The 25,297-nt window shown below is 37.3% G+C and carries 23 protein-coding genes; 7 read left to right on the top strand and 16 right to left on the bottom strand.

Going from position 1 to position 25,297, the window contains the following annotated elements:
* From BUA72_RS16830 to BUA72_RS16840, 3 genes are all read right to left on the bottom strand, one after another.
* Positions 1-1,353, bottom strand: coding sequence for a TolC family protein (locus BUA72_RS16830; RefSeq protein WP_052202612.1), 1,353 nt, complete (start codon positions 1,351-1,353; stop codon positions 1-3).
* A 96-nt stretch (positions 1,354-1,449) separates the two neighbouring features.
* Positions 1,450-2,043, bottom strand: a complete 594-nt coding sequence (locus tag BUA72_RS16835; RefSeq protein WP_034725274.1) for a TetR/AcrR family transcriptional regulator — start codon at positions 2,041-2,043, stop codon at positions 1,450-1,452.
* Between the two features lie 401 nt (positions 2,044-2,444).
* Positions 2,445-3,269 (bottom strand): CvfB family protein, encoded by an 825-nt coding sequence (locus BUA72_RS16840; RefSeq protein ID WP_034725273.1) that lies wholly within the window; start codon positions 3,267-3,269, stop codon positions 2,445-2,447.
* Positions 3,270-3,592: 323 nt separating this feature from the next.
* On the opposite strand from BUA72_RS16840, the gene BUA72_RS16845 reads away from it, so the two are divergent.
* Positions 3,593-4,048: a hypothetical protein gene (locus BUA72_RS16845; protein WP_072924187.1), complete on the top strand. Its 456-nt coding sequence runs from the start codon at positions 3,593-3,595 to the stop codon at positions 4,046-4,048.
* A 43-nt stretch (positions 4,049-4,091) separates the two neighbouring features.
* On the opposite strand, the gene BUA72_RS16850 is transcribed toward BUA72_RS16845, so the two are convergent.
* The 13 genes from BUA72_RS16850 to recQ form a co-directional block, all read right to left on the bottom strand.
* Positions 4,092-4,934, bottom strand: a complete 843-nt coding sequence (locus tag BUA72_RS16850; RefSeq protein WP_072924034.1) for an arylamine N-acetyltransferase family protein — start codon at positions 4,932-4,934, stop codon at positions 4,092-4,094.
* 76 nt (positions 4,935-5,010) lie between these two features.
* Positions 5,011-5,925, bottom strand: a complete 915-nt coding sequence (locus tag BUA72_RS16855; RefSeq protein ID WP_072924035.1) for an AraC family transcriptional regulator — start codon at positions 5,923-5,925, stop codon at positions 5,011-5,013.
* A gap of 138 nt (positions 5,926-6,063) precedes the next feature.
* A complete protein-coding gene (locus BUA72_RS16860; protein WP_072924188.1) occupies positions 6,064-7,191 on the bottom strand; it encodes a cytochrome-c peroxidase in 1,128 nt (375 codons plus the stop codon).
* A gap of 6 nt (positions 7,192-7,197) precedes the next feature.
* A complete protein-coding gene (locus BUA72_RS16865; protein ID WP_072924037.1) occupies positions 7,198-8,769 on the bottom strand; it encodes a DUF6850 family outer membrane beta-barrel protein in 1,572 nt (523 codons plus the stop codon).
* 6 nt (positions 8,770-8,775) lie between these two features.
* Positions 8,776-10,149: a DUF4876 domain-containing protein gene (locus BUA72_RS16870; RefSeq protein WP_072924038.1), complete on the bottom strand. Its 1,374-nt coding sequence runs from the start codon at positions 10,147-10,149 to the stop codon at positions 8,776-8,778.
* A 23-nt stretch (positions 10,150-10,172) separates the two neighbouring features.
* Positions 10,173-12,911, bottom strand: coding sequence for a TonB-dependent receptor (locus BUA72_RS16875; protein ID WP_072924040.1), 2,739 nt, complete (start codon positions 12,909-12,911; stop codon positions 10,173-10,175).
* A 235-nt stretch (positions 12,912-13,146) separates the two neighbouring features.
* The gene (locus BUA72_RS16880) at positions 13,147-14,001 is read right to left on the bottom strand and encodes a DUF4476 domain-containing protein (RefSeq protein ID WP_072924042.1); all 855 of its coding nucleotides are present in this window, start codon (positions 13,999-14,001) and stop codon (positions 13,147-13,149) included.
* 107 nt (positions 14,002-14,108) lie between these two features.
* Positions 14,109-15,512, bottom strand: a complete 1,404-nt coding sequence (lpdA, locus tag BUA72_RS16885; protein WP_034725270.1) for a dihydrolipoyl dehydrogenase — start codon at positions 15,510-15,512, stop codon at positions 14,109-14,111.
* Positions 15,513-15,642: 130 nt separating this feature from the next.
* The gene (locus tag BUA72_RS24675; protein ID WP_072924043.1) at positions 15,643-16,029 is read right to left on the bottom strand and encodes a cupin domain-containing protein; all 387 of its coding nucleotides are present in this window, start codon (positions 16,027-16,029) and stop codon (positions 15,643-15,645) included.
* Positions 16,030-16,067: 38 nt separating this feature from the next.
* A complete protein-coding gene (locus tag BUA72_RS16895; protein WP_047456136.1) occupies positions 16,068-16,412 on the bottom strand; it encodes a hypothetical protein in 345 nt (114 codons plus the stop codon).
* A 76-nt stretch (positions 16,413-16,488) separates the two neighbouring features.
* Positions 16,489-17,571, bottom strand: a complete 1,083-nt coding sequence (locus BUA72_RS16900; RefSeq protein WP_072924045.1) for a glycosyltransferase — start codon at positions 17,569-17,571, stop codon at positions 16,489-16,491.
* Positions 17,572-17,934: 363 nt separating this feature from the next.
* Positions 17,935-18,480, bottom strand: coding sequence for a YdbT family protein (locus BUA72_RS16905; protein WP_072924046.1), 546 nt, complete (start codon positions 18,478-18,480; stop codon positions 17,935-17,937).
* Positions 18,481-18,482: 2 nt separating this feature from the next.
* Positions 18,483-20,687 (bottom strand): DNA helicase RecQ, encoded by a 2,205-nt coding sequence (recQ, locus tag BUA72_RS16910; RefSeq protein WP_047456139.1) that lies wholly within the window; start codon positions 20,685-20,687, stop codon positions 18,483-18,485.
* Positions 20,688-20,845: 158 nt separating this feature from the next.
* Here recQ and BUA72_RS16915 point away from each other — a divergent pair, with 158 nt between their 5' ends.
* The 6 genes from BUA72_RS16915 to BUA72_RS16940 all read left to right on the top strand — a co-directional run bounded on the left by BUA72_RS16915 (position 20,846) and on the right by BUA72_RS16940 (position 25,272).
* Positions 20,846-21,805, top strand: a complete 960-nt coding sequence (locus BUA72_RS16915; RefSeq protein WP_072924048.1) for a KpsF/GutQ family sugar-phosphate isomerase — start codon at positions 20,846-20,848, stop codon at positions 21,803-21,805.
* Between the two features lie 222 nt (positions 21,806-22,027).
* Positions 22,028-22,852, top strand: coding sequence for a twin-arginine translocase subunit TatC (tatC, locus tag BUA72_RS16920; protein WP_034725261.1), 825 nt, complete (start codon positions 22,028-22,030; stop codon positions 22,850-22,852).
* Between the two features lie 149 nt (positions 22,853-23,001).
* Positions 23,002-23,388, top strand: a complete 387-nt coding sequence (locus tag BUA72_RS16925; RefSeq protein WP_072924049.1) for a DoxX-like family protein — start codon at positions 23,002-23,004, stop codon at positions 23,386-23,388.
* Positions 23,381-24,145, top strand: coding sequence for a DUF2071 domain-containing protein (locus tag BUA72_RS16930; protein WP_072924051.1), 765 nt, complete (start codon positions 23,381-23,383; stop codon positions 24,143-24,145). The genes BUA72_RS16925 and BUA72_RS16930 overlap by 8 nt, the downstream gene beginning before the upstream one ends.
* Entirely contained in the window at positions 24,109-24,861 is a 753-nt protein-coding gene (locus tag BUA72_RS16935) for a methyltransferase domain-containing protein (protein WP_072924052.1), read from the top strand. Before BUA72_RS16930 ends, BUA72_RS16935 begins: the two co-directional genes overlap by 37 nt.
* A 12-nt stretch (positions 24,862-24,873) precedes the next feature.
* Positions 24,874-25,272: a hypothetical protein gene (locus BUA72_RS16940; RefSeq protein ID WP_072924054.1), complete on the top strand. Its 399-nt coding sequence runs from the start codon at positions 24,874-24,876 to the stop codon at positions 25,270-25,272.
* Positions 25,273-25,297: the final 25 nt, after the last annotated feature.

Consider the following 25,297-nt stretch of genomic DNA (forward strand, 5'->3'; position numbering starts at 1 on the left):
TTATAAGTTTTGTAGTGTGTTCAGTTCCCCTTTAGCTTTTATGAGTTTAATTTCAGCCTGTTTGTAGTCCAGCAATGCGTTTGAATAGTTCTGTTTTGCCTGTGTTAAAGCGTTTTCAGAATCCAGCACTTCGGTAAGTGTTGCCAAACCGTATTGGTAATTGGACTGTGTATTCTTCTGTACTCTTTCTGCAAGCTCAACGTTATCTTTCATGCTCTGGATATTGATAATGGCATTTTCCATATTGGTAACGGCATTTTTATGATCCAAATCTAAAGTCAACTGTTTATTTTGGATATCCTGATCAAGATCCTGAATATCTATTTCTGCCTGCTGAATTTTAGCTTTTGTAGCACCACCGGTGAAAATCGGAACATTGATGTTCAACCCTATCGCTGAATAATCGCTCCAAAGAACTCCGTTGTTAAGACCATTGGTTAAAGGGAATTTTTTCCCCATACCGGCCCACCCATAGTTGGCTGTAAGGCTAACGGTAGGATAAAGATAAGCTTCCGTTGCTTTTTTGTTAAACTGAAGCAGTTCTCTGTTTTTATTTAAAACTTTGATCTCTGTACGGTTATCCAGATTGACTGTGCTTGCAATAAGCTCAGGTTTTGGCTCAATCGTTTTTTCTTCAAGCTCGATATCTGTCCCGATGGGAACCCCCATATAAAATTTCAAAGAATTTTTTGAAAGTTCAACGGAATTGATCAGCTGCTGCTTGTTTGAACCGATATTGGTAAGCTGTACATTGGTTCGGTCTAAGTCGATGGCTTTTGCAAGACCATTATCCACTAAACTCTTAATTACGTTTCTTACTCTTTCCGTATTGGCGTAACTTGCTTCTACCGTTTTCAGATTTTCAACCTGTACAAATACCTGATAATAGGCTGTTGCTACGTTTTCAATGATCTGTTCGTTCGTAAGCTGAGCATTCAGAACATAGAATTCTCTGGTAGACTTCGCCGCTTTAAGACCTGTGAAAACTCTCTGGTCAAATAAAGCCTGCTGAAGCTGTACGGAAGCTGTTGAGCTCCAAGGCTGTCCCAGCTGTGCTCTGATTCTTTCTCCGCCAAATTCAAGCAAAGACTCCTGAATAACAGGATTGTAGGTTAAACCCGCTGTGGCAGTGATCTGCGGTAAAGCACCGGCTCTGGCCTCATCAATCTTATATTCAGCTTTTTTGATCTGTAGTGCCGCTTTTTTGGCTTCTGCTTTATTCTGCAGTGCCTGCTTAATGGCTTCCTGTAAAGAAACCTGCTGCTGGGCAGATACCGATGAAAAGCCGAAAATCATAAATGCTGCAGCTATCCCAATTTTTAGCTTATTAGCAGTTATACGTTTTCTTTTCATAATTGTATACTTCGTTTATTTTTTTAATGTAATTTTTTTCGTCAAGGCTTTTGTTTCTAAAGGACGTATCATTTCTTAAAATACTTTAACATTTTTTTAATTTTTAAAAAGCATGTTGATAATAATCTCTTTTCTTTCGGAAATAATCTGGTCATATTCCTGATCACTGATCATCAGATTCTCCATAAACAAAGGCCTTACAGCACTTGGGAATACGAGCAGCGAAACCATATTCAGAATAAACTGAACCGGCGCCATTTTTTCTATATTTCCCAATTCCATTTCTTTTTCGATGTCTTTATACAGCGTATTCAGTACATCTTCTTCTATTTCTCTCTGATGACAGTTTCCCTTATTGATCTGTGAAACGATGTAGGTTTCCAGATACGGATACTGAAGGCTGGTAGAAAGACTGCTTTCTATAAACTTGCTGATCTTTACTTTGAAAGGAAGATCTGCATCCTGAATAATCTTAGATTTTTCCTGTTCCACTCTCTGTGCTTCATCAAAAATGATCTGAATCAGATTATCCCTTGAACGGAAATAATAGTTAATCAATGTTCTGTTCACTCCGGCTTCATCGGCAATCTCCTGGGTAGTAGCATCAAACTTCCCCTTCACAAAGAATAAATTCTTCGCTGTCTCCTTGATCAATTCCTGTGTTTGGTCTTTTTTCGCTTGATTTGACATTATTGTTAAACAATTTTGTGCAAATGTAAATCAAATTCTGTTTTTGACAAAATTGTTAAACAAAATAATTAAACAAAATTGTTATGACTTACATCATGTTTTTGATGTTCAGTTTGAGGTAATTGAGGTAAAAGTAGTTGTAGAAGCTTGAAGTTACAGATGCAGGAATGAGGGAAGAGTTTGAGAATAGGAGCGTTTTTGGGTCGGAGAGTTGCGGATATGAATTGTTTTAACCTGAGTTTGGGTTAAGATGAAAAATAAATACGAAACTTACTAATTGAATTATCCTTGGAATCGCTAAAACCACTGGAGAGGCTGGAAGGCAGATTTGAGAGCTGAACAGTTTCGGAGTACTGCCTAAAAGCAAAAAACGGGCAGAAAATTCTGCCCGTTTTTTATTTTTATACTAATTTGATTTTGTCATCTGAAATATCGACGATCTTATCTTTATAAAGTCCGCCGAGTGCTTTTTTGAAGTTCTTTTTACTCATCTGAAGTTCAGCTTTGATTTCTTCTGGAGAAGACTTGTCTGAAAGATAAAGAAGTCCGTAGTTCTCATCCAGTTTATCCAGAATCTTTTGTTTGAATTCGTCTATGTTTTCAAAACCTTCCGGCTGTAGAGATACATCAATCTTACCATCTTCACGGATATCCTTAATATATCCTCCTTCTTCTGATAAAGGATACAGTTTTTTGAACACATCAGATGCATAAATAAGTCCGATATATTGCTTATTGATCACCACATTCCAGCCCAATTCACTTTCATTCATCATGATCAGATCTACTTTCTCTCCTTTTTGCAAAGGAAGATCCTGATACTGTGGATTTCTTTTGAATTTTGTAGTTCCTGTGATTAAATCAAGGGCTTCATCTACATAAAGATAAACCAAGTATCTTTTTCCTTCTATAATTTTGGATTTCTGCTGTTTGTAAGGGATAAAAAGGTCTTTAATGATTCCCCAATCCATAAATGCCCCGCTCGGAAGACTCTGCACACAGCTCATTACAGCATACTGACCCACTTCCGCTAAAGGAATTTCAGTGGTTGCCTTTAATTTGCCGTCGTCCTGATAGACAAAAACTTCAACGTCATCATCAATTTCTTTTTCATCGCTGGTGAAAACCTTAGGCAGGAAAGCTTTTTCGCCTGATTCGTCCTTAAGGATCCATCCTGAATAGTTTTTGTCTGAAATTTTTAAAGTCTGGGTTTTTCCGAGTTGCATTGAATATAAAATTAGCCACAAAGGTACGGAAAATTGAAGATTTTAAAACTACATATCTTATTTAACCTGAGCTTGGACTAAGAAAACTAAGATTACAGGGGCCGGAAGATGGGAGATGGAGGCTGGAAGTTACTATTGGCCATTCATTTTTAACAGTTCTCTAAAAATTTGATGATATAGTATAAAAAAATAAATAGTCATGCTTTTAGATTCCGATGTCTTCCTTCTTTTTTCTTACCTCTTCAAACTTCTTCACATCCCAGAATGTTCAGGTTTTCAGACTGAGGATAAAACCTGTACATTTGATCATACAAAATACCGCTATGAAACCCTACTCTTTTCTGATTATTTGTTTACTTACCATTACAGCTCATGCGCAGGTATTGGACAAAACAGTCTTTAACATAGCCTATCGTTATACAGGAAGAAATGTATTACAGGGCGGCTTATCTTATAAAATCAATAACTCGGGCAAAAAATCATTTGTAGCAGGTGCTTCAGTATTATACACGTCCATAGAAAGCAAAGCCAGGTTTTTACCGGAAGCCAGTTTTCACTATGCCAACCGCGACGGCTATTTATTAGGTGTTTCTCTAAACCCATATTCCATAGAACCGAGATTGGGAATTTCGCTTTTTAATTTTATGTATCTCAATACGGGATATGCGCTGTCGATTAACAAAGAAAAATATTTCAAGGGATTGACTTTTGGAGTACAGGTCAATATTGCTCCGGTAAAAAATTCAGATTTTTATGAACGCATGAGATTGATACAATAAAAAATTGAAGCCTCAACTTCTCCTTCAATTTTGGAATCTACTTCTATTGTGTCACACTGAAATGGGTCTTGATTTCCTTTAGTTTTCCATGTACTTTTTCTAATAATTCATCAGAAAGGTGATAGAGATTAAAATACGTTTTTAGGGTGAAATCCAGCTGATCCAGCTCTGTAATCTCTGAACTTTCTTTTCTTCCGTCGTTCCAGCGGATATTGAATGTACTGTTAAAAAGAGCATATCTGGCCTCTTCATCCACTCTGGTGATCATTAAAAACTGGTTAAACACAGAACCCGGACCGGTCGCAATATACCAATTGGCCATTTCCAGATCTGATAGCTCCACTTCTTCCAGCGAAAACTTATAAATAGGCAGCCATTCATCTTTTAAAACTTCCAATCTGTAAAATTCTTCTGTTTTTACCAGACGAAACAGGCCATTCGGTGTTTCCTGCTCGATATCTGTTTCCAGTATAATCGGGGAAGTAAGGGTCATAGATCCAAATCCGACATCAACAAGGTATTTCACACCGTCTATATCCGTGGTAAGCATCATATGGGAGCGTGCGCTTCCGGTTCCGTCCTTACTGCCCCAAATCACTCTGGCCAGATGCATTTTTATGGTAAAGCCTAAAGTCTCCAAAACATCTTTGAACAATGAATTCTGCTCATAGCAATATCCTCCTCTCTGAAGCGTAACCAATTTATTGAAAACATCATCCAGATGTAATGAAGGTGTTTCTCCCGTAAATGTTTCTATATTTTCAAAAGTGATATTTTTAGGATGCAGCTGATGAAGTCTTTTCAAAAGTTCTAATTTTCCTATATTTTCTGCTGGTTGCTCTGCGTGTATTCTCTTTAAGTACAGATCCAGTTGCTGGTTTTCCATAATGCTGATATTTTAAATTTATTCTTATTCAAATATCGGTATTGTTTAGGGTTCAAAAATAGGTCAAAAGAGAGAATTATGAGGACAAATCAATCATTTTCCGGTATTCACGGGGAGACATTCCGGACTGCTTTTTAAAAAACCTCGCAAAGTAAGATGGATCGCTGATACCGACTGCATAAGCCGCTTCACTGATGCTCATTTCGAAGATCGATAAAAACGCTTTGGCTTCAATCATGAGAAACTTATTGATCAATTCTGAAGCTGTAGAACCAGTGAAATCTTTCACACATTTATTCAGATGATTTGGGGTAACATTCAGCATTGAAGCATATTCATGAACGTTGTGAATCTTATGAATATTTTTCATTACTGCTTTTTTAAATTTCAGGACCAGTTTTTCATTAACTGTCCATTTAACCTCCGGTAAGGTTTTTATAATTTCTTTCAGTTCACCCAGAAAACACATCAGATAAAAGCTGATGAGCTGTGTATTTCTTTCAGTTGTCTCCTGATCATTTAAACGTTCCATTCTGTTGAGAAGTGGCAACAAAGTTTCTGCTGAATCTACCGGAATGACATATTGATCATGGGATTCCAGATAATTTAAAATTTCTAGGAGATATTTAATCTGATCATTTTTTGCAATAAAATCATCAGAAAAATGACAGTAAAAGCCTTCAATATCTTCAGAAAGCAGATCGATGGTTCTTATTTTTTCCGGGGCAAGCAGTAAAACGGATCCGGATGAAAGATGATAGTGTTCGTTGTATACCCTCTGCTCCAATCTTCCTTTGGTCACCCATACAAAATCATTTACTGTTTTCCGGTGTGGTAGAAAAGGAGTTCGGAGCTTCACTTTTGTTGTAGACAGCTTTGAAATAAAAAAATCGTTGATTGTTTTATCATTCCAGTGTTTTTCATCGGTTTCAATGAATGCTGAAAAATTCTCCGGTTTATATTCCGGTACGATCTGTTTTTTATCCATCATTATCAGAGCTATTTATTACCTGTATTTTCCATTCATCTATGTAAATATACAAAAGTCCTGGTGCATCGTATTACGCTCAAGATCTTTAACTTCCTGATATTTTTCACAAAAAAAGAGAAGCCGGGGCTTCTCTTTTATCTATTTTGGCAGCTGCGGTGCCCTCATTTTGTATTGATAGCTGTGCAGCGTTTTCAGGAAATTTTCCAGGTCTGTAAGTTCAGCGTCTGTAAGATTCAGTTTTTCCAGCATCCCTGATTTTTTCGGGGCCAGTGGGCTGTCTCTGTTTCGCTTTTCATTTGGCATTCCCGCGTTATACAGATTCAGGACTCCTCTGATATTAGGAAATAATCCGTTGTGCATATAAGGCGCGGTCTGCGAAACTTCTCTTAAAGTTGCCGTTTTAAATTTTCCTACATCTTCATTTTTCTTGCTGATATTATACAGTCCCAGATCTTCATATTCTCTTCCGAAATAAGTAAGTCCTACATTGTGAAACTTCTGATCTGAGAAATACGGCGTATTGTGGCAGTTGATACAGTTCGCTTTGGTTCTGAATAAATGCAGACCATTAATTTCAGAATCCGTGAGTGCATCCTTTTTCCCTTCTACAAATTTATCAAATTTAGACTTCGGGCTGATGATGGTTCTTTCAAAAGTAGCAATAGCCTTGACAATATTCTCTTCCGTAATTTTCTCCGTTCCAAAAGCTTTTTGAAAATATTCTCTGTATCCTTTAATCTTCGCAATTCTTTTCACTGCCAGTCTTGAATGCAGATTCATCTCTACAGGGTTTTCTATCGGTGCTTTGGCTTGTTCTTCAAGGGTTGCCGCTCTTCCATCCCAAAAATATTCTTTGGCGTAAATGATATTCAGGATCGTAGGGGTATTCCTTGTTCCCTGCTGTCTGTCGTGACCATAGGCGACTCTCCTTCCGTCTGCCCAACCCAGTTCGGGATCATGACAGTTCGCACATGAGATCTGGCCCGATTTAGAAAGTCTCGGATCAAAGAAAAGCACCTTTCCAAGTTCTTCCTTATCTTTGGAATAAGGATTGTCTTTGGGAAATTCAGGCTTAGACATAGATCCGATATCCTGAAAACCTTCTTTCGCCTCATCAAACAAATGAGGTTTCGGCCATAGATCTTGATTTCCGCTTCCATAAAGATTTCTTAATTCCTGATGGGTGTAGCCCTTCTGAATACTTCCAAAATCAGAAAAAGAATAAATAGCAAACAATACTGCCGACAGCGGCAAAAAATACTTCATCATTTTCTAGTAAAACAGGGATATTCCCGCATTAAAATACAGATTCGGATTTCCGTTGTAGTTTGTATTTTCTTCCAACCTTTTATTCAACGGGAATAATGTTGCAAAATTAGTAAATATTTTCAGGTCTGTCTTAGTACTTACCTTCTGATAAAACTGAAGTCCCAACTGAGGTCCCATTTTTGAAGTGCTGTCGAACTCATGATCATTTCTGATTACATTGTCATACAGCAAAGTATTGGAAGATGCTGCTTTATAATCTAGGCTTGTATCCAGAGGAAAATAAGACATCGCTCCTACTTCCAGATTCACCTTTTGCTTATCTGTAAAGAAAATATCTTTGTTGAATTTCAAATTCAGATTCAGACTTTTGACATACTTATGAGTGGCTCCAAGAAGATCTATTGCAGAAAAATCACTGTAAACGGCTTCAAGCGTTGTTCCCAGCTTTATTTTTTCTCCATCTCTCAGAAGAAAATGGTTTGCCGTTGCAACCCTGTCCAGTGTCATTCTGTAATTCTGCCCGAATTCTGAATTGTTGTAATTATCTCCGGTAATGCTCTGGAAATTGACATTAGACATAAAATCCATCCTGTCGCCTTTGTACCAGTAATTGGCATCGGTACGGTAGTTAACCAATCTGTATTTCATTTTCTCCAGGCTTTCGTCAAAATAAGTGGATCCTGAGGCTGCATTCCTTTTTTCACCATCATTTCCGTAAAGATTCTGCATCTTTTTGCTGTAGGAGAAATTAATGTTAAAGAAATTTCTCTTATTTTCGAATGCATATCCTCCACCCAAATTGCGGTCTATGGTTCTGTAACTGTAATCTGTATACGCTGGGAAATAAATCAGTCTTCCGTAACCATTGGAAAATCTCACATAGTATTCATTGTTAGCCGGTGCATTCACTGATTCGTTGACTGCCATCAGATCATAAGTTTCAGATCTTCTTCCCATTCCTCCGAAAACAGAAAGCTGATGTTTTCCCAAACGGTATCCCGCAAATAATTTCCCTGAATAATCTGCTGTATTGATATCCGGTCTCGGATCAGATTTTCTGTATGAGCTTTGGTTTTTGTAATCGATTACCGCTCCCAGCTCAAGGCCTTTCCAGGGATTGTAGGACATACCTCCCTGTACACGGTAGTTCTGAGTTTCCCAATTTGCTTTTTTAGGAACAAAAAGGTAATTGGGGTTGAGCACCAGATCATCCTCAGTTCTTCCATTGGTCAGATTAAAACCCAGATTTTTTTCTGTGATAAACTGATAATCGAAGCTTCCTAAAAGCCTCAGTTTTTCAGAAATATTAAAGATTCCCTGTGTTTTAAAGGCATACTCATAGGATTCTTCTGCAGTCTGTACCCTCTTCATATTAAGATCCTTTACCGTTGTTTTCAGTTCTGTCTCTGTAAAGTCTGAAAACTTCTGTTTTGAAAACTGAATCGGGTTATCCCAGATTCTTCCCAGCTGATTGTAGTAGATCTGATTTCTCGGGATAAAAATGCTGTCATGCAGCTGCGCCGAGGCACAACCGAATGACAGTATAGGAATGATATATAAAGTCTTGAATTTCATTATATTTTATTGTTGGAAACCTCTTGGGTTGGCCGTTTGTTTTACAAAATCGTTTGCTGAATTGTTGGTATCTACCAATACTCTTCTCTTACCAGCGTTATTAGGCATATCAACCAGTTCTTTTGTTTTTCTGATCACCGCCTGGGAATTGAACGCCCCGTCACATGCGATAGAGGCAGCATCAATGGAAGCACTCAGCATTTTCGGTCGCTGAGAGTTAGGATTGTTATGCTGAAGATCCACTCCGTCGATGATAACGCTGTTAGGGATCTGCTTAAAGTATCTTGTATTAGAATTGACAGTTACAACCGATGGATCAGAATAATCAGGAAGTGCATCCAGATCATCTACCCTGAAGATTACAAAACTGTCTCTTCCCAGATTATCCATAATAAAGTCATTATTCGGGCTCCAGTATCCTGTTCTTCCCCAATAGGCAATTTTCATATCCGGTACAGCAGGATTCTGAATGTCAAATTTATAAACCGGCTGCCCGATAGACAGGTTGTAATCTCCCAAATAAACTTCAAAATTAGAGGTACTCAGATCTACTGTTAGTGCCGGGTTTTGAATGTTAATAGGGTTTCCGGTATTGTCTACTAGTGGTGATTTGTGATTCACCCCGTTTTGTGCAATTACGATGCTTCCTCCTGGCAAAATCGGATACTGGGTTCCGTTACCCGGAATTCTCAATACATAATCTGCATAGGCATAATCTGTATTGGCAGCATTCCCCATCGTCATTCCGATAGATTTACTCCAGTCGAACTGTCCGTTTGCCTGAGAATAGGTATTGTTGGTTGCCGTATTTACTTTACCGTAAAGCTGCCCGATGTATAATCCATCTGCATAGATCACCTGATCGGAATTATTATAAATTTCAATAAACTGATCTCTGAAACTTGCGCCCTGTATAGCGTGTGATCCTGCATAATAGATCTGTTTGATCAGAAGGTCCCCTACTCTTGCTCCTTTTACTTCTACAGACGTTTTCTGTATATTGGCACTGATGATGGCATTTTCCTGAACACCATTGAAGCTCATTTCAGTAGAAGCAGACTGGTATCCGAAGGTGGCAAGAAATTCATCAGCCAGCATTTTTTTTGATACAGTAATTTTGTAGGTTCCCGGAATGACGTTTTGAAAATTGGCATATCCATTCGCATCTGTGTCTAAAGTATACGTATCTCCGGAATTGTTATTGGTCATTACAACCGTTGCTTTTTTAGTATGCTGATTACCGTAGACTGATTTCTCGTAAGATACCTCCACTTGGTAAGCGACAGGCTGTAATGTGGAAGTGCTCCCGTTTCCAAAATCATCATCACGACAGGCAACCAGCATCAGTAGTATGGTTAAAAAGCTCAGTAACTTTTTCATAGTGTTTATGTGTATAATCATGTTTAAAATTGATATTCTATTTTGGCCCCGAAAGAAAGTTTCAGAAGGTCTGTTTTCAGGGTTTCAACTGTTCTTCCGTTTTCTGTTTTAGACTGAATCTGTTTTAGGTCAAGGAAATTATTGGCATAGAAAGAAAATTTAAATCCGTTCTGGAAATCTTTGGAAATTTTAAGGTTAAAATTATGGAAGACCTTCCCCAGTTTTGTGTTTTCTTCATCCACATCATTATCTTTAATGCTGGCAAACTGTTTCGGATCATTGATCTGTTCAGGGGTCATCTCTACTTTCTCCATATTCGTATTGATGTAAGCATAAAGTGATTTTGGGTTGATGATCAGTTTATCATCAACGAAGAAATGCTGAGTACGGAAGGAAATCACCAGTCCTGCTTTCGGCAGATGGTAATTCACAGCTGCACTTACCGTCATTTGTTTGTATTGGGATTCTACCGATCTGTATAAACCGTAAATGGCTCCGTCAGCAAGGGTTTTAGAATCTTTATACCGGTCTACGTTGGAATTGTTTTTCGTTTCCACATAACTTCCATTGATGTCGAAACTGATATTTCTGATGGGAAGTTTATTCAGGTTCATCATTAATTCCAACCCTTTATCCTCAGATTTAAGGCTGTTTACAATCCTGTTCTGCAGATAAAAATAGTTTCTGTATCCGGTAATGTCGTAGGTAGGCGTATTGTTCCCGTTATAATTGATTTTAAGATTGGCCAGCTGTCTTTTTGAGGCATAATATTCATTGGTAAATCCGTCATAAAGCTTGTTGTAATAAGCTGTAAGCCCTACATTCCCGTAAGCAAATTTATAATCGACACCCACTTCGGAACGAACGCTTCTTGAAGGCTTCAGATCTTTATTGTCGGCATAATCTACAAAAGTCTGTACCACTCCCACATTATAATATCCCGGAAGACGCACGTCTGCAAGAATCTGGTCATAGTATCTTGGACCTGTATAGATCATGTTGATAGAAGGCGCTTTGGATGCAATCCCGAAACCTCCTCTGAATTTAAAGTTCTTATAAATTAAATAAGAATTAATCCTCGGCTGCAGTACAGAAGATCCGAACTGGTTGTCAAATCTTACCCCCGCATTTAAATTAAAAATATAATTCCCAAATCTTTTGAAAACATTGTCTTCTGCATACACGGAATACTGATACTCAGCTCTTACATTCTGCCCGAAGTTATATGGCCTGAATGACTGTCCTCCTCCTGCAAAAGTAGTGATCAGCGTTTCCGGAGTTCCTAATCTTCCGCGACCTTTGTTATCACTGCTCCTCAATGCGGTTCCTACTAAGAAGTTGTGAATCCAGTCACTTTCTGTTCTAAGGTTCTTTTTCAGCTCGGCAGAAATAAACATAGAGATCGGCTTTCCTTCCACTTCCTGTACCTGTCTGTAGTTGATAGGCGTATAAGAACCAGTATAAACCTCGTTTGTGGTACTAGTTCCTACAATTTTACCACCGGAATTGACCAGCTTTGAATCGTAGGTATTCTGATACGACTGACTGTAATTAGCGTTAATGCTTAAATTATCAAAAAACGATTCTCTAAACCTCCAGTTAAAACGGTTGGAGATTCTTACAGACCTGTTTTTATTTTTAATGATCTGTTTGGAATCATCTTCTTCCTCAAAATTGGCATTATCAAAATTATCCCCATAATCTAAGGAAAGGGAGTTGCTGATGTTTTTATTTTTGTTGTAAACAGTCCACATCAGACTTGTGGTAACTCTTTGGTATCGGTTAAACTTCGTTCTTGGATCTGAGTTTGAGCTTAAATAATTCACGTTCACATTCAGGAAACCCAGTTTATCATTGATCTTTACCCCTTTATTAAGGTTAAACTCCTGAGTTCCCTCTCTTAAAGCAATATAGGCTCTGTAAGGTGTCTTTCCGCTTTTCTGCTGAATATTTACAAGACCTGAAGTAAGATCCCCGTATTTTGCAGATGGAATTCCCTGAACCACTTCCACACTTTCAATGTTTTCAACAGGGATTTCTCGTAAATCAACCCCGAAATTGGCATTGGAGAAATAACCATTGTACCCGTTTGCTTTACCAAAGCCCAGCATATTGGGATTAAATAATGCACCTTCATTACTCAATGAGGGTGATATTGCAGAATAATTCCCTGTATATCCCTGCATATTTTCATTATTAGAAATAGGAATACCATCTACTACTACGGCTGTACCAAAGGATTTATTTCCAAAACCATCTGCCCCGGTTCTCGTCAAGGATCCAAGATTGGTAGAACGGAAAACGATGGGTTTAAATTCATTCAGAGAAAGATTTCTCTGTTTCTGTCCCGGAATCTGTTCCAAAACTTCATTCAGAGAGAACGCCTGAATATTTTTCAGCGCTTCTTCTTTAATTTCAATCTCGGAATAGTTTTTCTTTTTGGCAGCTAATGCAATTTCCCTGATGCGGATGGATGCAGCCTGCATTTCTACCGTGATCCTGTCTGCAGGAACTGTGATATACGTTTGTCTCTCTTCCAAAAGGCCGGATCTTGAAAATACCAGCGTCTCATTAGAATGATAATTGATCTTAAATAACCCTGAATTATCCGTTACCGTCCAGATTCCGGTGTTCTCTACACCTACCTTGACTCCCGAAACAGGCTTCTTACTGTCCGCTGCTAATACTATCCCGGTCACTGTCTGACCACTCACAGATAGGATAACAAACTGAAAAGCAAGGAGTAATACTTTCTTCTTCAATTTTAACAATTTTTGGCAAAATTATTTATAATTTTTCTAAATAAAAATAAAAGCATTGTATTTTTTCATGATTTTTTACTTCACAAATCGTAGACTTATTTAAAAGAAGAATATTTTTACATGAAATATATAAAACAGAAGAATATTAGAATAGTCGTTCTAAGGCCTATGTATGCTGAATAGTATCAATTTTAAATAATAAAAAAAGAGAAACATTACTGCTTCTCTTTATATTTTAAGATTTTGCGACAAACTCCATGAGTTCCCTCTTGCTGTTTTCAAAATCAAATGCGTCGTAGACTAAGAAATACCTGTTTTTATCTGCACATCTTTTGTACATCGATTTAGCCAGTGCCAGTTTATTGTTATCAAAACTGATATATTTCACCAGATCTCTGATTTGCGCTGAACTGAACATAGAACTTCGCATCTGCTGATTGATCAAAGACAGTTTACCATCATCGAATTTTTCGTTTTTCTGTAACCTATCAAAAAACTGACGGAAAGTATTATTATCCATCACATTTCCTGAATTATATCCGTCTCCCGGATGATTTCCATAAGGATTATTCCAGACATCATTCCAGTCATTAAAACCGTAAGACTGGCTTTTAACAGGATAAAGATCAAGTAAGTAAAGACCTTCATTGGTGAAGAAATCCAATACCATTCTGTTGTTATTCCGAAGCATTAAAGTTGTTCTGTACAGCAAAAATCCATTTTCATAAATCGACACAGGCATTTTACCGGATTGAAGGTCAAAAAACCGGTATTTTCCGGAACCGTTTGAGATCATCTGATCACCAACTTCAACCGTGAAAAAGCCTTGCTCTGGGATTCTCAGAAAAACTTCTGCATATCCATAGTTTTTATTCCACTGATAGTTTGGATTTTTTGATGTATGGTTTGAATTACCTGCCTGATTATATTTTGACTGATCAAAAACCTTTGCTTTTGTCTTTACATTTCCGGAAACCTGCATTTCTCCTGCGGAAGCTTCATTTTTTAAAAGCTCACCTGCCTTTCCTGCTTCCTGAGCAAACGAATATATTGCTGCAAAAAACGCTAAACCTATAAAAAATTTCTTCATAAAATAAATTTGCTTTGTCGATCTCCATTTTTATGCCAAAAAAAAGAGAAGCAAAATACTTCTCTTTTATCTTTAAATATTGAATTTTAAATCTTTCAATTAAAAAATTAGATATGGATAGGTCTCTTACCTGTGGCATCTAATGCAGCTTCTTTAATAGCTTCTGCATAAGTAGGGTGTGCATGAGAACTTCTTGCCACATCTTCAGCACTTGCACGGAATTCCATTGCAATTACGCCTTCAGCGATAAGGTCGGCTGCTCTTGCTCCAATGATGTGCATTCCTAAAATCTCGTCTGTTTTCTCATCAGCGATAATTTTAACCAAACCATCAACGTCACCACTTGCACGGCTTCTACCTAACGCTCTCATTGGGAAAGAACCTACTTTAATAGCCACTCCTTCTTCTTTCAACTGCTCTTCTGTTTTACCTACTCCGGCAACTTCAGGCCATGTGTATACAACACCAGGGATTAAGTTATAGTTGATATGTGGTTTTTGACCTGCAATGATTTCAGCAACCAAAGTTCCTTCTTCACTGGCTTTGTGAGCAAGCATTGCTCCTTTGATCACATCACCGATTGCATAGATATTGGCAACGTTAGTCTGTAAATGGTCATTTGTTTTTACTCTTCCTCTTTCATCAAGTTCTACCCCTGCTTTTTCAAGGCCAAGACCGTCTGTATAAGGTTTTCTTCCTACAGAAACTAAACAGTAATCTCCTTCTACAACTACCTCTTCTCCTTTTTTATCTTTAGCAGTAACTTTTACAGTATCTCCATTTCTTTCCACGGCAGATACAGCGGTAGAAAGCATGAACTTCATTCCCTGCTTTTTAAGAACTTTAGTCAATTCTTTACTTAATGCACCGTCCATTCCAGGGATGATTTTATCCATGAATTCAACAACAGTTACCTGAGCTCCCAATCTTAAATAGACAGAACCTAGCTCAAGACCGATAACTCCTCCACCGATTACTACCAGGTGTTTAGGAATTTCTTTAAGGTTTAACGCTTCTGTAGAAGTGATCACTCTTTCTTTATCAAGACTGATGAAAGGAAGTGAAGACGGCTTAGAACCTGTTGCAATGATGGTATATTTAGATTCAATGGTTTCAGAAGAACCATCGTTTTTCGTGATTTTGATCTGAGTAGCAGATTCGAAGCTTCCCAAACCTTCAAAAACAGTGATTTTGTTTTTGTCCATCAAAAACTGGATTCCTTTAGTCGTCTGATCTACCACCTCGTTTTTACGGGCAACCATTCTTGCAATATCAGCCTGTGGCTCATTGATAATGATTCCGTGACCTGCAAAATTATGTTTTGCATTTTCGAAATGTTCAGAACTGTCTAAAAGTGCTTTTGACGGAATACATCCAACGTTAAGACAAGTTCCGCCTAAAGTTGAATATTTTTCAATAATTGCTGTTTTGAAACCTAACTGAGCTGCACGGATAGCAGCTACATAACCACCAGGACCAGAACCTATTACAGTAACATCGAATTGACTCATGTTATTTTATGAATTTGTTTATTATTATCTATCTTAAGTCTCACAAATTTACATATAAATTACCAAGCACCAAAGTGAGTTTTATCAATTTTAAAAATGATAATTATATGCTTTAGTTTTATGAAAAATGTTATTTTATGAATTTTATATTTTCCTCATTCCCTGCCTTCAGATAAATGGCGGTAAAGACCAGTGGTTTTTCAGCTGATGCATTATCAAAATGAAGGATTTTCACATTTTTAGGTTCATAAAAAGCATCTCCTTCATGAAGTACCACTTTCTCCTTTCCTTCTATCTGAAAAATAGCCTCTCCGGAATTTATTATGCCTAAAACGGGACAGGGGTGTAAATGTTCCGGAGCACCTTGCCCTGCTGCCATTGTGATCTCCTGAATCTCTGTGGATTTTACTTTCTGATCAAGAGCAGTTTTTAATAATTCTTTTCTGGAGATTGACTTCTGCTGAGCCGTTACTACAACAGCATTCAGCATCAAAATAATAATTATAAATGGCTTCATTGGTTTGATATTTATTTTTATTCAATCAGCATAAAATACTAGACACTCAACTTTCCCTGTCCAATTGTACCTGTACTTTCAAAAAACGAGCCTCCATACACATACCATTCAAGGTTTTCCAGATATTCCACCGTATTTTCTGGGGTCATCTGTAAGCGGTCTTTTTTCGTAACAATTCCTTTGTACCATCTTCCCGATTTAGAAAAATGCTCGAATTCAACGAAATAGCGAACCCATATTCTTTGACAAAGTTTACACTGTTGAATTGTTACTTCTGCATATCTTCCGTTCGTATGGTCTATACCTAATTCAGAACTTCTGTATTCCGTATAGTCCGAAGTCGGCTTTTCACAGGCACATCCAATTTTGGGGATTGTATTCATTGATGAATATTGATTTTAAATAAATTAATGAAGGCCAAATGTAGAAAAATATGAAGTCATAAAGCAAATCCTGCCCTTATTTCTTCATCATATCCATCAGCACCTTTTCATATTTATCGAGAATGATATCCTTTGAAAATCTGGATCTGATGGAATTTTTTATCGCATCCCGGTTATAATTCCCCTGAAGAACTTTCATTATTTTCTGAGAGAAATCTTCATACTCTTCGATATTGGAAACTTCACCATTGATCTGATGCTGAATGATCTCATTGATCCCTCCGGGACAGTTATTGGCCAGAGAATAGGTTCCGCACGCTCCTGCTTCCAGAAGCACATTCGGGAAACCTTCATATCTTGAAGAAAGGATAAAAAGATCTGCGTATTTCAGATACTGGTAAGGATTGTCCTGTCTGCCATGAAAAATGACATTCTTCAATCCCAGAAAATCCTTGGTCTGAAGCAAGACATCTCTGTCTTTACCATCACCCAGAATATGAAGCATGATGTTTTCGTTTTTAAGTCTTGAAAATACCTTCAAAAGATTGTCGAAGCCTTTTCTGGCTGACAGATTTCCGATTGCTACTACGTTTTTATAATTGTATTTGAAACAGTCCGGTTTGGTAGAAATGGCTAGTTTTTCATTAATAAAATCAAAATCTACAGGGTTGTTTATTTTGACAATTTTCTTTTTCTTAATATTGAAATTATCGACCAGATCATTCATCATATCATCACTTTGTGCAATGATCTTCTGATAGTTATTGTAAAAATTATAGAAGAATTTAATTTCCTTTCTGGTCACATGCTGGGTCACCACATTGGTTTCCCTGGCGATGAATTTCGTTCTCGGGAAAAGTCTGATAAACAAGGCCAGATAAGCATTCACTTCCCCGAAACCCGAAAACACAATATCCGGTTTCCGTCTGTAGATTTCACCCAGAATAGGTTTTAAAGAATGTCTGATCCGGTCCGTATTGATGTCAATGATTTCAACATCTTTTTTCAGAAAATTAAGATATCCGCCCTGTTTGCGGAGCAGCAGGATTTTAGGCTCAAACCGATCTCTGGACAGGTGATTCGCAATGGTGGTAACAATCCTTTCTGCACCACCGGTTTCCAGATCCGGCAGAATAAATATGACAGAAATCTTTTTCATCTCTGTAAAATTAGTAAAAAGTTTTGGTAAGTTTCAAATAATGATTGACTGATCGGCCTAAATACCAATAGCATTGCTTTTTAGAACCTTAAACGATATAAAAGTTTTTTTGAAAAAAACTTTTATGATTAGTGTATGCCGTATAGAGCTGAATGGTTTGAGAATCTGATAGGACTGCATCCTATCTTAGGCTAAATCGCCACGTTGTGGCTGACTTTTATCAGCAGTTTAAACTCATGATTTCCTAAACTTTATGGTAAAAAATATAACTTAAAAAATCTTTAGATTTTCTCTTAAATATTTTTTTTTCTTCACTGATCTTAATGGTTAAAAAAATCACGCAGATCTTTTCATCAGTTAAAGTTAGTAAAAAGTTTTATTAACCTTTAATTTTAAGTTTTCGAAGACAGGAATAATTTCGCTGATATTGTCAACACTTAAAAAGGCATATTCATCTGGCTTAAAATTCATTTCCATTCTTTTAGAAACAATAAAACGTGAATTATTTTCACCAAAAGCAGCTTCCGGTTCACCAAAAATAATATTTCCGAAAAACTTATTATTCATTTCAATATGAACCTGCTTTATTTCTGAAAGTTTTTTTTCTTTTATAATTTCCTTCGTCGATTGTTTAGCTACAATAATCCTTTCGTTTGTGATGAGATAATAGTTATTTTTCACTTTAAAATAGGTCAAAATCCATTTGAAAAAAGTGGTGAAAAATATGATTCCCACAACGATTACTACAAAAAAGAAGAGTATCGATGCTATAGTATTTATAAGAAACATCGTAGAGAGTACTAAAAAAATGAAGAAAAACACAGCTCTTATTTTTTCAGTCATATTAAAAAAGAAACCCTTCTTTGGAAGAATTTCTTTTAAAATTATTTCGTTATTCTGTAAATTCATTCTTAGTTAGCTACGTCACTGATAAATTTTATTCTCAGCATTCTTACCTCTTCATCAGACAGTTCATCCCCAAATTCATCGAGAAGCACTTTCATGCTGTCGCTTTCAGATTCGGTCATGAATTCCATAAAGCCGTCTACAATGTCTTCATCGAAATTATCTTCAATATAATAATCGATATTCAGCTTTGTTCCCTGATAAACGATGCTTTCCATTTCCTTTAAAAGTTCGTTCATCGAAAGGTTTTTCGCCCTTGCAATATCTTCAAGATCTATCTTTTTATCGGTACTTTGAATGATGAAAACCTTGTGACTCGATTTATTCGCCACCTGTTTAAGCACCATATCCTGAGTACGCTCAATATTATTAGCTTCAACGTAAGTTTTGATGAAGTCTGCGAATTCCTTGCCGTATTTTTTGGCTTTTCCTTCTCCTACTCCATAGATTTTTGCAATCTCATCCACCGAAACCGGATACTGAACCGTCATATCTTCAAGACTCGGGTCCATGAAAACCGTATAAGGTGGAATTCCATATTTCTTGGCCACTTTTTTTCTCAGGTCTTTTAACTGACCGAACAGATTTTGGTCAAGTCCGCTGCTGGCCTGTAGCTGTACCTGTTCGCTCTCCGCTTTGGTCTGGGAAAGGTCAAATTCACGGTCTTCAGCTATCAGAAATGGTTCTTTAGGCTGATTATCAAGGAAATTTCTTGCTTTGTCTGACATTTTCAAAACGCCATACGTTTCAATGTCTTTCTGCAGATACCCCTGAACGGTAGCCTGTCTTAAAATGGTTTTCCAGTAATTATCTTTTTCCTCTTTTCCGAAACCGAAATGAGAAGTCTGTTCCAGTTTATAGGATTTGGTCACGGCATTTTCTTTTCCGACGATCACGGAAATCAGATCTTTCGACTTGAATTTTTCCTGGGTATCTCTGATCAGCTCCAACACTTTTCTCAGATCTGCCGTCGCTTCTTTTAACTTTGGAGGATCGGAGGAATTGTCACACATCTCTGCACCATCTCCTTTTATAGGATCAAAATTTTCCCCGAAATAATACAGAATATACTGTCTTCTGCTCATGGAAGTTTCGGCATAACCAACCACTTCATTTAAAAGCTGAAGACCGATTTCTCTTTCGGAAACAGGTTTCTGGGCAAGGAATTTTTCGAGTTTTTCAATATCTTTAGGATCGTAAAATGCAAGACAATAGCCTTCGCCACCGTCTCTTCCTGCTCTTCCGGTTTCCTGGTAATAACTTTCAAGAGATTTTGGAAAATCGTAATGGATCACAAAACGCACATCCGGTTTGTCAATTCCCATCCCGAATGCAATGGTTGCCACAATCACATCTACCTCCTCCATCAGGAATTTGTCCTGATTGGCAACTCTTACTTTCTGATCAAGACCGGCGTGATAAGGAAGCGCATTGATGCCGTTGACCTGCAACAGCTGCGCAAACTCTTCCACCTTTCTTCGGCTCAGACAGTATATAATTCCTGATTTTCCTTTGTGATGATTGATAAATCTCACAATTTCCTTATCTACATTGACTTTTGGGCGTACCTCATAATATAGATTGGGACGGTTGAAGCTTTCTTTAAAAACCAGCGCATCCGTCATTCCCAAAGTTTTCTGGATGTCATCCTGAACTTTTGGGGTTGCAGTCGCTGTCAAAGCGATCACCGGAACATCGGCAATCCTGTCGATAATAGATTTCAGGTTCCGGTACTCAGGTCTGAAATCGTGTCCCCATTCAGAAATACAGTGTGCTTCATCAATGGCTACGAAAGAAATCTTCACTTCTCTCAGAAAATCCAGATAGTCATCTTTAATCAATGATTCCGGAGCTACATATAAAAGCTTGGTTTTACCGCCTTTGATATCATCAAAGACCTGTTTTGTCTGTGTTTTGTTTAATGATGAATTTAAAACGTGTGCCACCCCGTCATCAGATGAAAGACCGTTTACCGCATCTACCTGATTCTTCATTAACGCTATTAAAGGCGAAACTACTATTGCCGTGCCTTCTGAAATAAGTGCCGGAAGTTGGTAGCACAATGACTTACCTCCTCCTGTTGGCATTAAGACAAATATATCCTTCCCACTAAGTAGGTTTTCTATAATTTCTTCCTGCTGGCCTTTAAATGTAGAAAACCCGAAATACTTTTTCAATTCGCCTGATAAATTGGCTTTTTTTGCGCTCATCTAATTTTCTATTGCTAAATTTGCATCCAACCCAAAGTTATAAAAATTCTGCTTAAAATAAAAGCGAACGAATTTATAAAAAATAAAACTTATATTAAATATTCTTTTTTAAATATAACGTTTTTCATTGGATTTTTTGTATACCTTATACTTATAAAATGGAAAGAACCGACATTATTTCAATTGCGAAGAGCACTTTAGAGATAGAAATTTCAGAACTTGAAAAATTAAAGAACAGGATAGATGAAGATTTTGCCAAAGCAGTAGAGATTATTCATTCGGCAAAAGGGAAGTTAATCGTTGTGGGAATCGGGAAATCTGCCCATGTAGGCAATAAAATAGTAGCCACTTTAAATTCCACGGGAACACCGTCACAGTTTCTTCACGCTTCCGAAGCGATCCATGGAGATCTGGGGGTAATTCAGAAGCAGGATGTTGTTTTATGCATCTCCAACTCCGGAAATTCACCGGAAATAGCAAATCTTGTCCCATTTCTGAAAGATTATTCTTCCGCATTGATAGGGATGACCGGAAATAAGAAGAGCAAGCTTGCAGAATTCTCTGAAATTGTCCTGAATACCCACGTAGATGTGGAAGCCTGCCCGAACAAGCTGGCTCCTACAAGTTCTACCACGATTCAGATGGCTCTGGGAGATGCGATGGCCGTTGCTTTAATGGAACTTAATGATTTTAGAGAGAATGATTTTGCTAAATTTCACCCGGGGGGAAGCTTAGGAAAGAATCTTGTTTCAAAGGTTGATCAGTTTTTATCTCCACAAAAACCTCAGGTAGAGGAAAATGCGCCAGTAAGAGACGTGATTATCTCGATCAGTGCATCCAGCCACGGAATTACAGTGGTGACTCATGATGAAAAGATCATCGGAGTAATTACAGACGGTGATTTAAGAAGAATGCTGATGAAGGGAGATGATATTGCTAAGGTTCAGGCCAGAGATATCATGTCCGCCCATCCTAAAACCATTGAAAGAGATACGCTGGCTAAAGACGCCATGAAAATTCTGAAAGAAAATAATATCGGCCAACTGATCGTCACAGAAAAAGGAAAATATTTCGGGATCATTGACCTGCACAAACTGCTTGATGAAGGGATTAATTAATTCCAATTGAATCATCTTCACCTGTAAATAATAAATCAACAGACGGTATTCCTCAAAATACCGTCTGTTTCTTTTCTGAAAATCAAACATAAAGGTATTGTCCTTATAAACTTACACAAAATCATTCCCAATAATTCTGAATACTGATTATTATTTCATAATTTCGCAGACTTAAACAGCTTAACTCTGACGAGTTTACTATTATTAGATAGACTGTAGTATATGGACGAAAAAAAAGACATGTCCTTCCTGGGGCATATTGGAGAATTAAGAGGTCATCTTGTCCGCTCAATTATTGCTATTATAGTGGTAGCTTTTGCCGTAGGATTCAATATCAACTGGATCATGGACCACATCTTTTTTGGACCGACAAGAAATGATTTTCCAACTTTCAGGGTAGTCAACCACTTTTCAAGGATGCTTTTGGGTGAAGACAGTATTCACCTTCCGAAAGAGTTTCCGGTTCGTGTCCAGAGACTTTACCAGCAGTTTAACGTCATGATGGCTGTTTCCGTTTTCGGAGGTATCGTAGGAGCTTTTCCTTATATTGTATGGGAACTGTGGAGATTTATCGGACCTGCTCTTCATCCGAAAGAGAGAAAAAACTCAATCTTTATTATCAATGCTGTATGGATTCTGTTTATGACCGGCGTTTTATGCGGTTATTTCTTAATCCTTCCATTTGCTGTTAATTTTGGAGTTATTTTCAAGATCTCAGATATTATTATTCCGCTTTATGACTTAAGCGACTATACCACACTCTTTTTACAGGTTATTTTAGGTATGGGGGTTATCTTCCTCTTCCCTATTCTGATCTATTTCCTTACGAGTATTGGTATTCTGACACCCATGTTTATGAAGACTTACCGTCGTCACGCGATTGTACTGATCATGGTTGTTGCCGCAATTATTACACCGGCCGATGTTTTAAGTATGATTATGGCTGCTTTACCACTACTTATTCTGTATGAATTCAGTATTATCATGTGTGCTTACACCTACAAAAAGGTTCAGAAAAACGCTGCAAATCTACCGACTGTACAATAATACAGTTTAAATTAAAATATAAAACATTACTAAACAACCTTTTACAGCAAAAAGGTTGTTTTTTTTGATCTTTTATTTTCAATAATTACTGAAAGTTCAAAAATATTTTTATCTTTGAATAGAAATTAATAAGACCAATTCGTCACCCCATGAAAAGCATCTATAACATCATCAATTACGGTATTGCCACAGTCTGGATCATCAATGGCCTTTTCTGTAAGGTATTGAACTTTGTTCCGCGTCATGAAGAAATTGTTGCCAGAATTTTAGGTGGTGATTATTCAAGACTGTTAACGATTCTGATCGGATGTTCAGAAATGGTGATGACGGTATGGATATTAACAGGGATTAATTCCAGGTTTAATGCACTTGCCCAAATCACCATTATTGGAGCGATGAATATACTTGAATTTATAATAGCTCCGGATTTACTGCTTTGGGGTAGATTCAATTCACTGTTTGCCCTTCTCTTTATTTTACTTATTTATTTTAATGAGTTTCATTTGAATCCCAAAAAACTAAATCATCATGTTTGACTTTTTAAAAAACCATCCGTTCGCTGTTGAAGCTTTTTTCGAAAGTTCTCTTGTTCTGACCTTTGCTGTTCCCAAAGAACAACTGCAGGATCTTATTCCGGAATGCCTGGAGCTCGACACTTTTCAGGATCAATGGGCTTTTGTAGCGGCAGCCATGGTTCAGACAAAAAATTTACGTCCAAAAGGCTTTCCAAAATTCATGGGAAATGATTTTTTCCTGATCGGTTACCGGGTATTTGTAAGATACAGGAGCAATACCGGAAAAAGATTGCGCGGACTGTATATTCTTAAATCTGAAACAGATAAAAAGAAAATGGAATTCATGGGTAATGTATTTACTCATTACAATTATTCTACGACAGACATTCTACAAACAGAAAAAGATAATGTAAAAGAAATACAGTCTGTGAAGTCCGGATTTAAAGTCAGCATAAGCAAAACAGAAGAAAATATTACGCTACCTCCTCAGTCGCCATTTGCAGACTGGAAAGAAGCAAGAAGGTTTGCTGGACCACTGCCTTTTACTTTTACCTACAATGAAGAAACCCGGGAAGTTCTTATCATCGAAGGGGTAAGGCAAAACTGGACTCCCGCACCGGTAGAAATTCTTGATTATCATTTCGGATTTTTAGATACTTTAAAACTGGAAAACCCTGTTTTAGCCAATGCTTTTATCATTAAAAACATTCCATACTACTGGAAAAAAGGAAAAATTGAACCATGGAAACAACAAGAAGACCATTTCAGGGCGTCTTAAATATTTTAAGCTTTAACCGCCATTTTTATATTATAGGAATAGGGATTTTAGCTTTAATAACGTTCAGCCACCAACTGTTTGAATGGTCAGATCTTTTATACTGGATCATCATCGCTGCATTTCTTTATGGATTGATTATGCCTTTAATCGTATCAGCTTATGTTTATGACTTTTCAGGGTATTATGATTTTCAATGGCTGAAAGACTGCTCTATTGATGAATCTAAAGTAAAAAAGATTTTAAATATCAATGCCGGTTTTGATGAAACGAGCTACATTATTAAAGATAATTTCCCTCAGGCAGATTTAAAAGTATTTGATTTTTACGATGCCCAACGGCATACGGAACCGGCTATAGTAAGAGCCCGCAAAGTGAGCATTGTATATCCTGACACCCAACAGATGCAGTCTAATTCAATGCCTTTGCCTGATCAGTCAGTTGATCTTATTTTTCTGCTTTCCGCGGTACATGAAATAAGGTCAAATGAGGAAAAAGTCCTGTTCCTGAAAGAATGTCACCGCTTATGCAAACCCGAAGGAAAAATAATCATGGTAGAACACCTGCGGGATTTCCCGAATTTTCTGGCTTTTTCTGTAGGCTTCACCCATTTTTTTTCAAAAGCGGTATGGAAAAATGCTTTTAGCCATGCTGGTTTTGCATCTTTCAAAGAGGTAAAATTCACCCCTTTTATGTCAATTTTTATTTGTAACCCGTAATCATCTCATCCTATGGAACTGCATTTACAAATCATCGGAACACTTTTCATTGCTTTGGCATTTGTACATCTTATTTTTCCTAAATATTTTAAGTGGGAAAAGGAACTTCAGTCATTAAGCCTGATGAACCGGGAAATGATGAGAGTTCATACCATTTTCATTGCTTTAACCGTATTTCTTATGGGCTTACTTTGCCTAACCTCTCCGCATGAACTGACTGAAGCCGGTTTGGGTAAAAAAATCACCCTTGGGTTAGCGGTCTTTTGGACTACCCGACTGTTCATTCAATTTTTTGGATATTCTTCAGAATTATGGAAAGGAAAAGCTTTTGAAACTGTTATCCATATCATTTTCTCTTTATTCTGGATATATGTAAGCGCTTTGTTTTGGATCATATATTTCAGCAAGTAGAATAAAATTATTTGTGCTTACATTT

The sequence above is a fragment of the Chryseobacterium sp. OV279 genome, from assembly GCF_900128945.1.
Classification (GTDB): Bacteria; Bacteroidota; Bacteroidia; order Flavobacteriales; family Weeksellaceae; genus Chryseobacterium.

Bases quoted from the DNA above. Each gene is read 5' to 3' on its own strand.
- BUA72_RS16830 (WP_052202612.1), bottom strand. From the start codon at position 1,353: ATGAAAAGAAAACGTATAACTGCTAATAAGCTAAAAATTGGGATAGCT.
- BUA72_RS16835 (WP_034725274.1), bottom strand. From the start codon at position 2,043: ATGTCAAATCAAGCGAAAAAAGACCAAACACAGGAATTGATCAAGGAG.
- BUA72_RS16840 (WP_034725273.1), bottom strand. From the start codon at position 3,269: ATGCAACTCGGAAAAACCCAGACTTTAAAAATTTCAGACAAAAACTAT.
- BUA72_RS16845 (WP_072924187.1), top strand. From the start codon at position 3,593: ATGAAACCCTACTCTTTTCTGATTATTTGTTTACTTACCATTACAGCT.
- BUA72_RS16850 (WP_072924034.1), bottom strand. From the start codon at position 4,934: ATGGAAAACCAGCAACTGGATCTGTACTTAAAGAGAATACACGCAGAG.
- BUA72_RS16855 (WP_072924035.1), bottom strand. From the start codon at position 5,925: ATGATGGATAAAAAACAGATCGTACCGGAATATAAACCGGAGAATTTT.
- BUA72_RS16860 (WP_072924188.1), bottom strand. From the start codon at position 7,191: ATGAAGTATTTTTTGCCGCTGTCGGCAGTATTGTTTGCTATTTATTCT.
- BUA72_RS16865 (WP_072924037.1), bottom strand. From the start codon at position 8,769: ATGAAATTCAAGACTTTATATATCATTCCTATACTGTCATTCGGTTGT.
- BUA72_RS16870 (WP_072924038.1), bottom strand. From the start codon at position 10,149: ATGAAAAAGTTACTGAGCTTTTTAACCATACTACTGATGCTGGTTGCC.
- BUA72_RS16880 (WP_072924042.1), bottom strand. From the start codon at position 14,001: ATGAAGAAATTTTTTATAGGTTTAGCGTTTTTTGCAGCAATATATTCG.
- lpdA (WP_034725270.1), bottom strand. From the start codon at position 15,512: ATGAGTCAATTCGATGTTACTGTAATAGGTTCTGGTCCTGGTGGTTAT.
- BUA72_RS24675 (WP_072924043.1), bottom strand. From the start codon at position 16,029: ATGAAGCCATTTATAATTATTATTTTGATGCTGAATGCTGTTGTAGTA.
- BUA72_RS16895 (WP_047456136.1), bottom strand. From the start codon at position 16,412: ATGAATACAATCCCCAAAATTGGATGTGCCTGTGAAAAGCCGACTTCG.
- BUA72_RS16900 (WP_072924045.1), bottom strand. From the start codon at position 17,571: ATGAAAAAGATTTCTGTCATATTTATTCTGCCGGATCTGGAAACCGGT.
- BUA72_RS16905 (WP_072924046.1), bottom strand. From the start codon at position 18,480: ATGAATTTACAGAATAACGAAATAATTTTAAAAGAAATTCTTCCAAAG.
- recQ (WP_047456139.1), bottom strand. From the start codon at position 20,687: ATGAGCGCAAAAAAAGCCAATTTATCAGGCGAATTGAAAAAGTATTTC.
- BUA72_RS16915 (WP_072924048.1), top strand. From the start codon at position 20,846: ATGGAAAGAACCGACATTATTTCAATTGCGAAGAGCACTTTAGAGATA.
- tatC (WP_034725261.1), top strand. From the start codon at position 22,028: ATGGACGAAAAAAAAGACATGTCCTTCCTGGGGCATATTGGAGAATTA.
- BUA72_RS16925 (WP_072924049.1), top strand. From the start codon at position 23,002: ATGAAAAGCATCTATAACATCATCAATTACGGTATTGCCACAGTCTGG.
- BUA72_RS16930 (WP_072924051.1), top strand. From the start codon at position 23,381: ATGTTTGACTTTTTAAAAAACCATCCGTTCGCTGTTGAAGCTTTTTTC.
- BUA72_RS16935 (WP_072924052.1), top strand. From the start codon at position 24,109: ATGGAAACAACAAGAAGACCATTTCAGGGCGTCTTAAATATTTTAAGC.
- BUA72_RS16940 (WP_072924054.1), top strand. From the start codon at position 24,874: ATGGAACTGCATTTACAAATCATCGGAACACTTTTCATTGCTTTGGCA.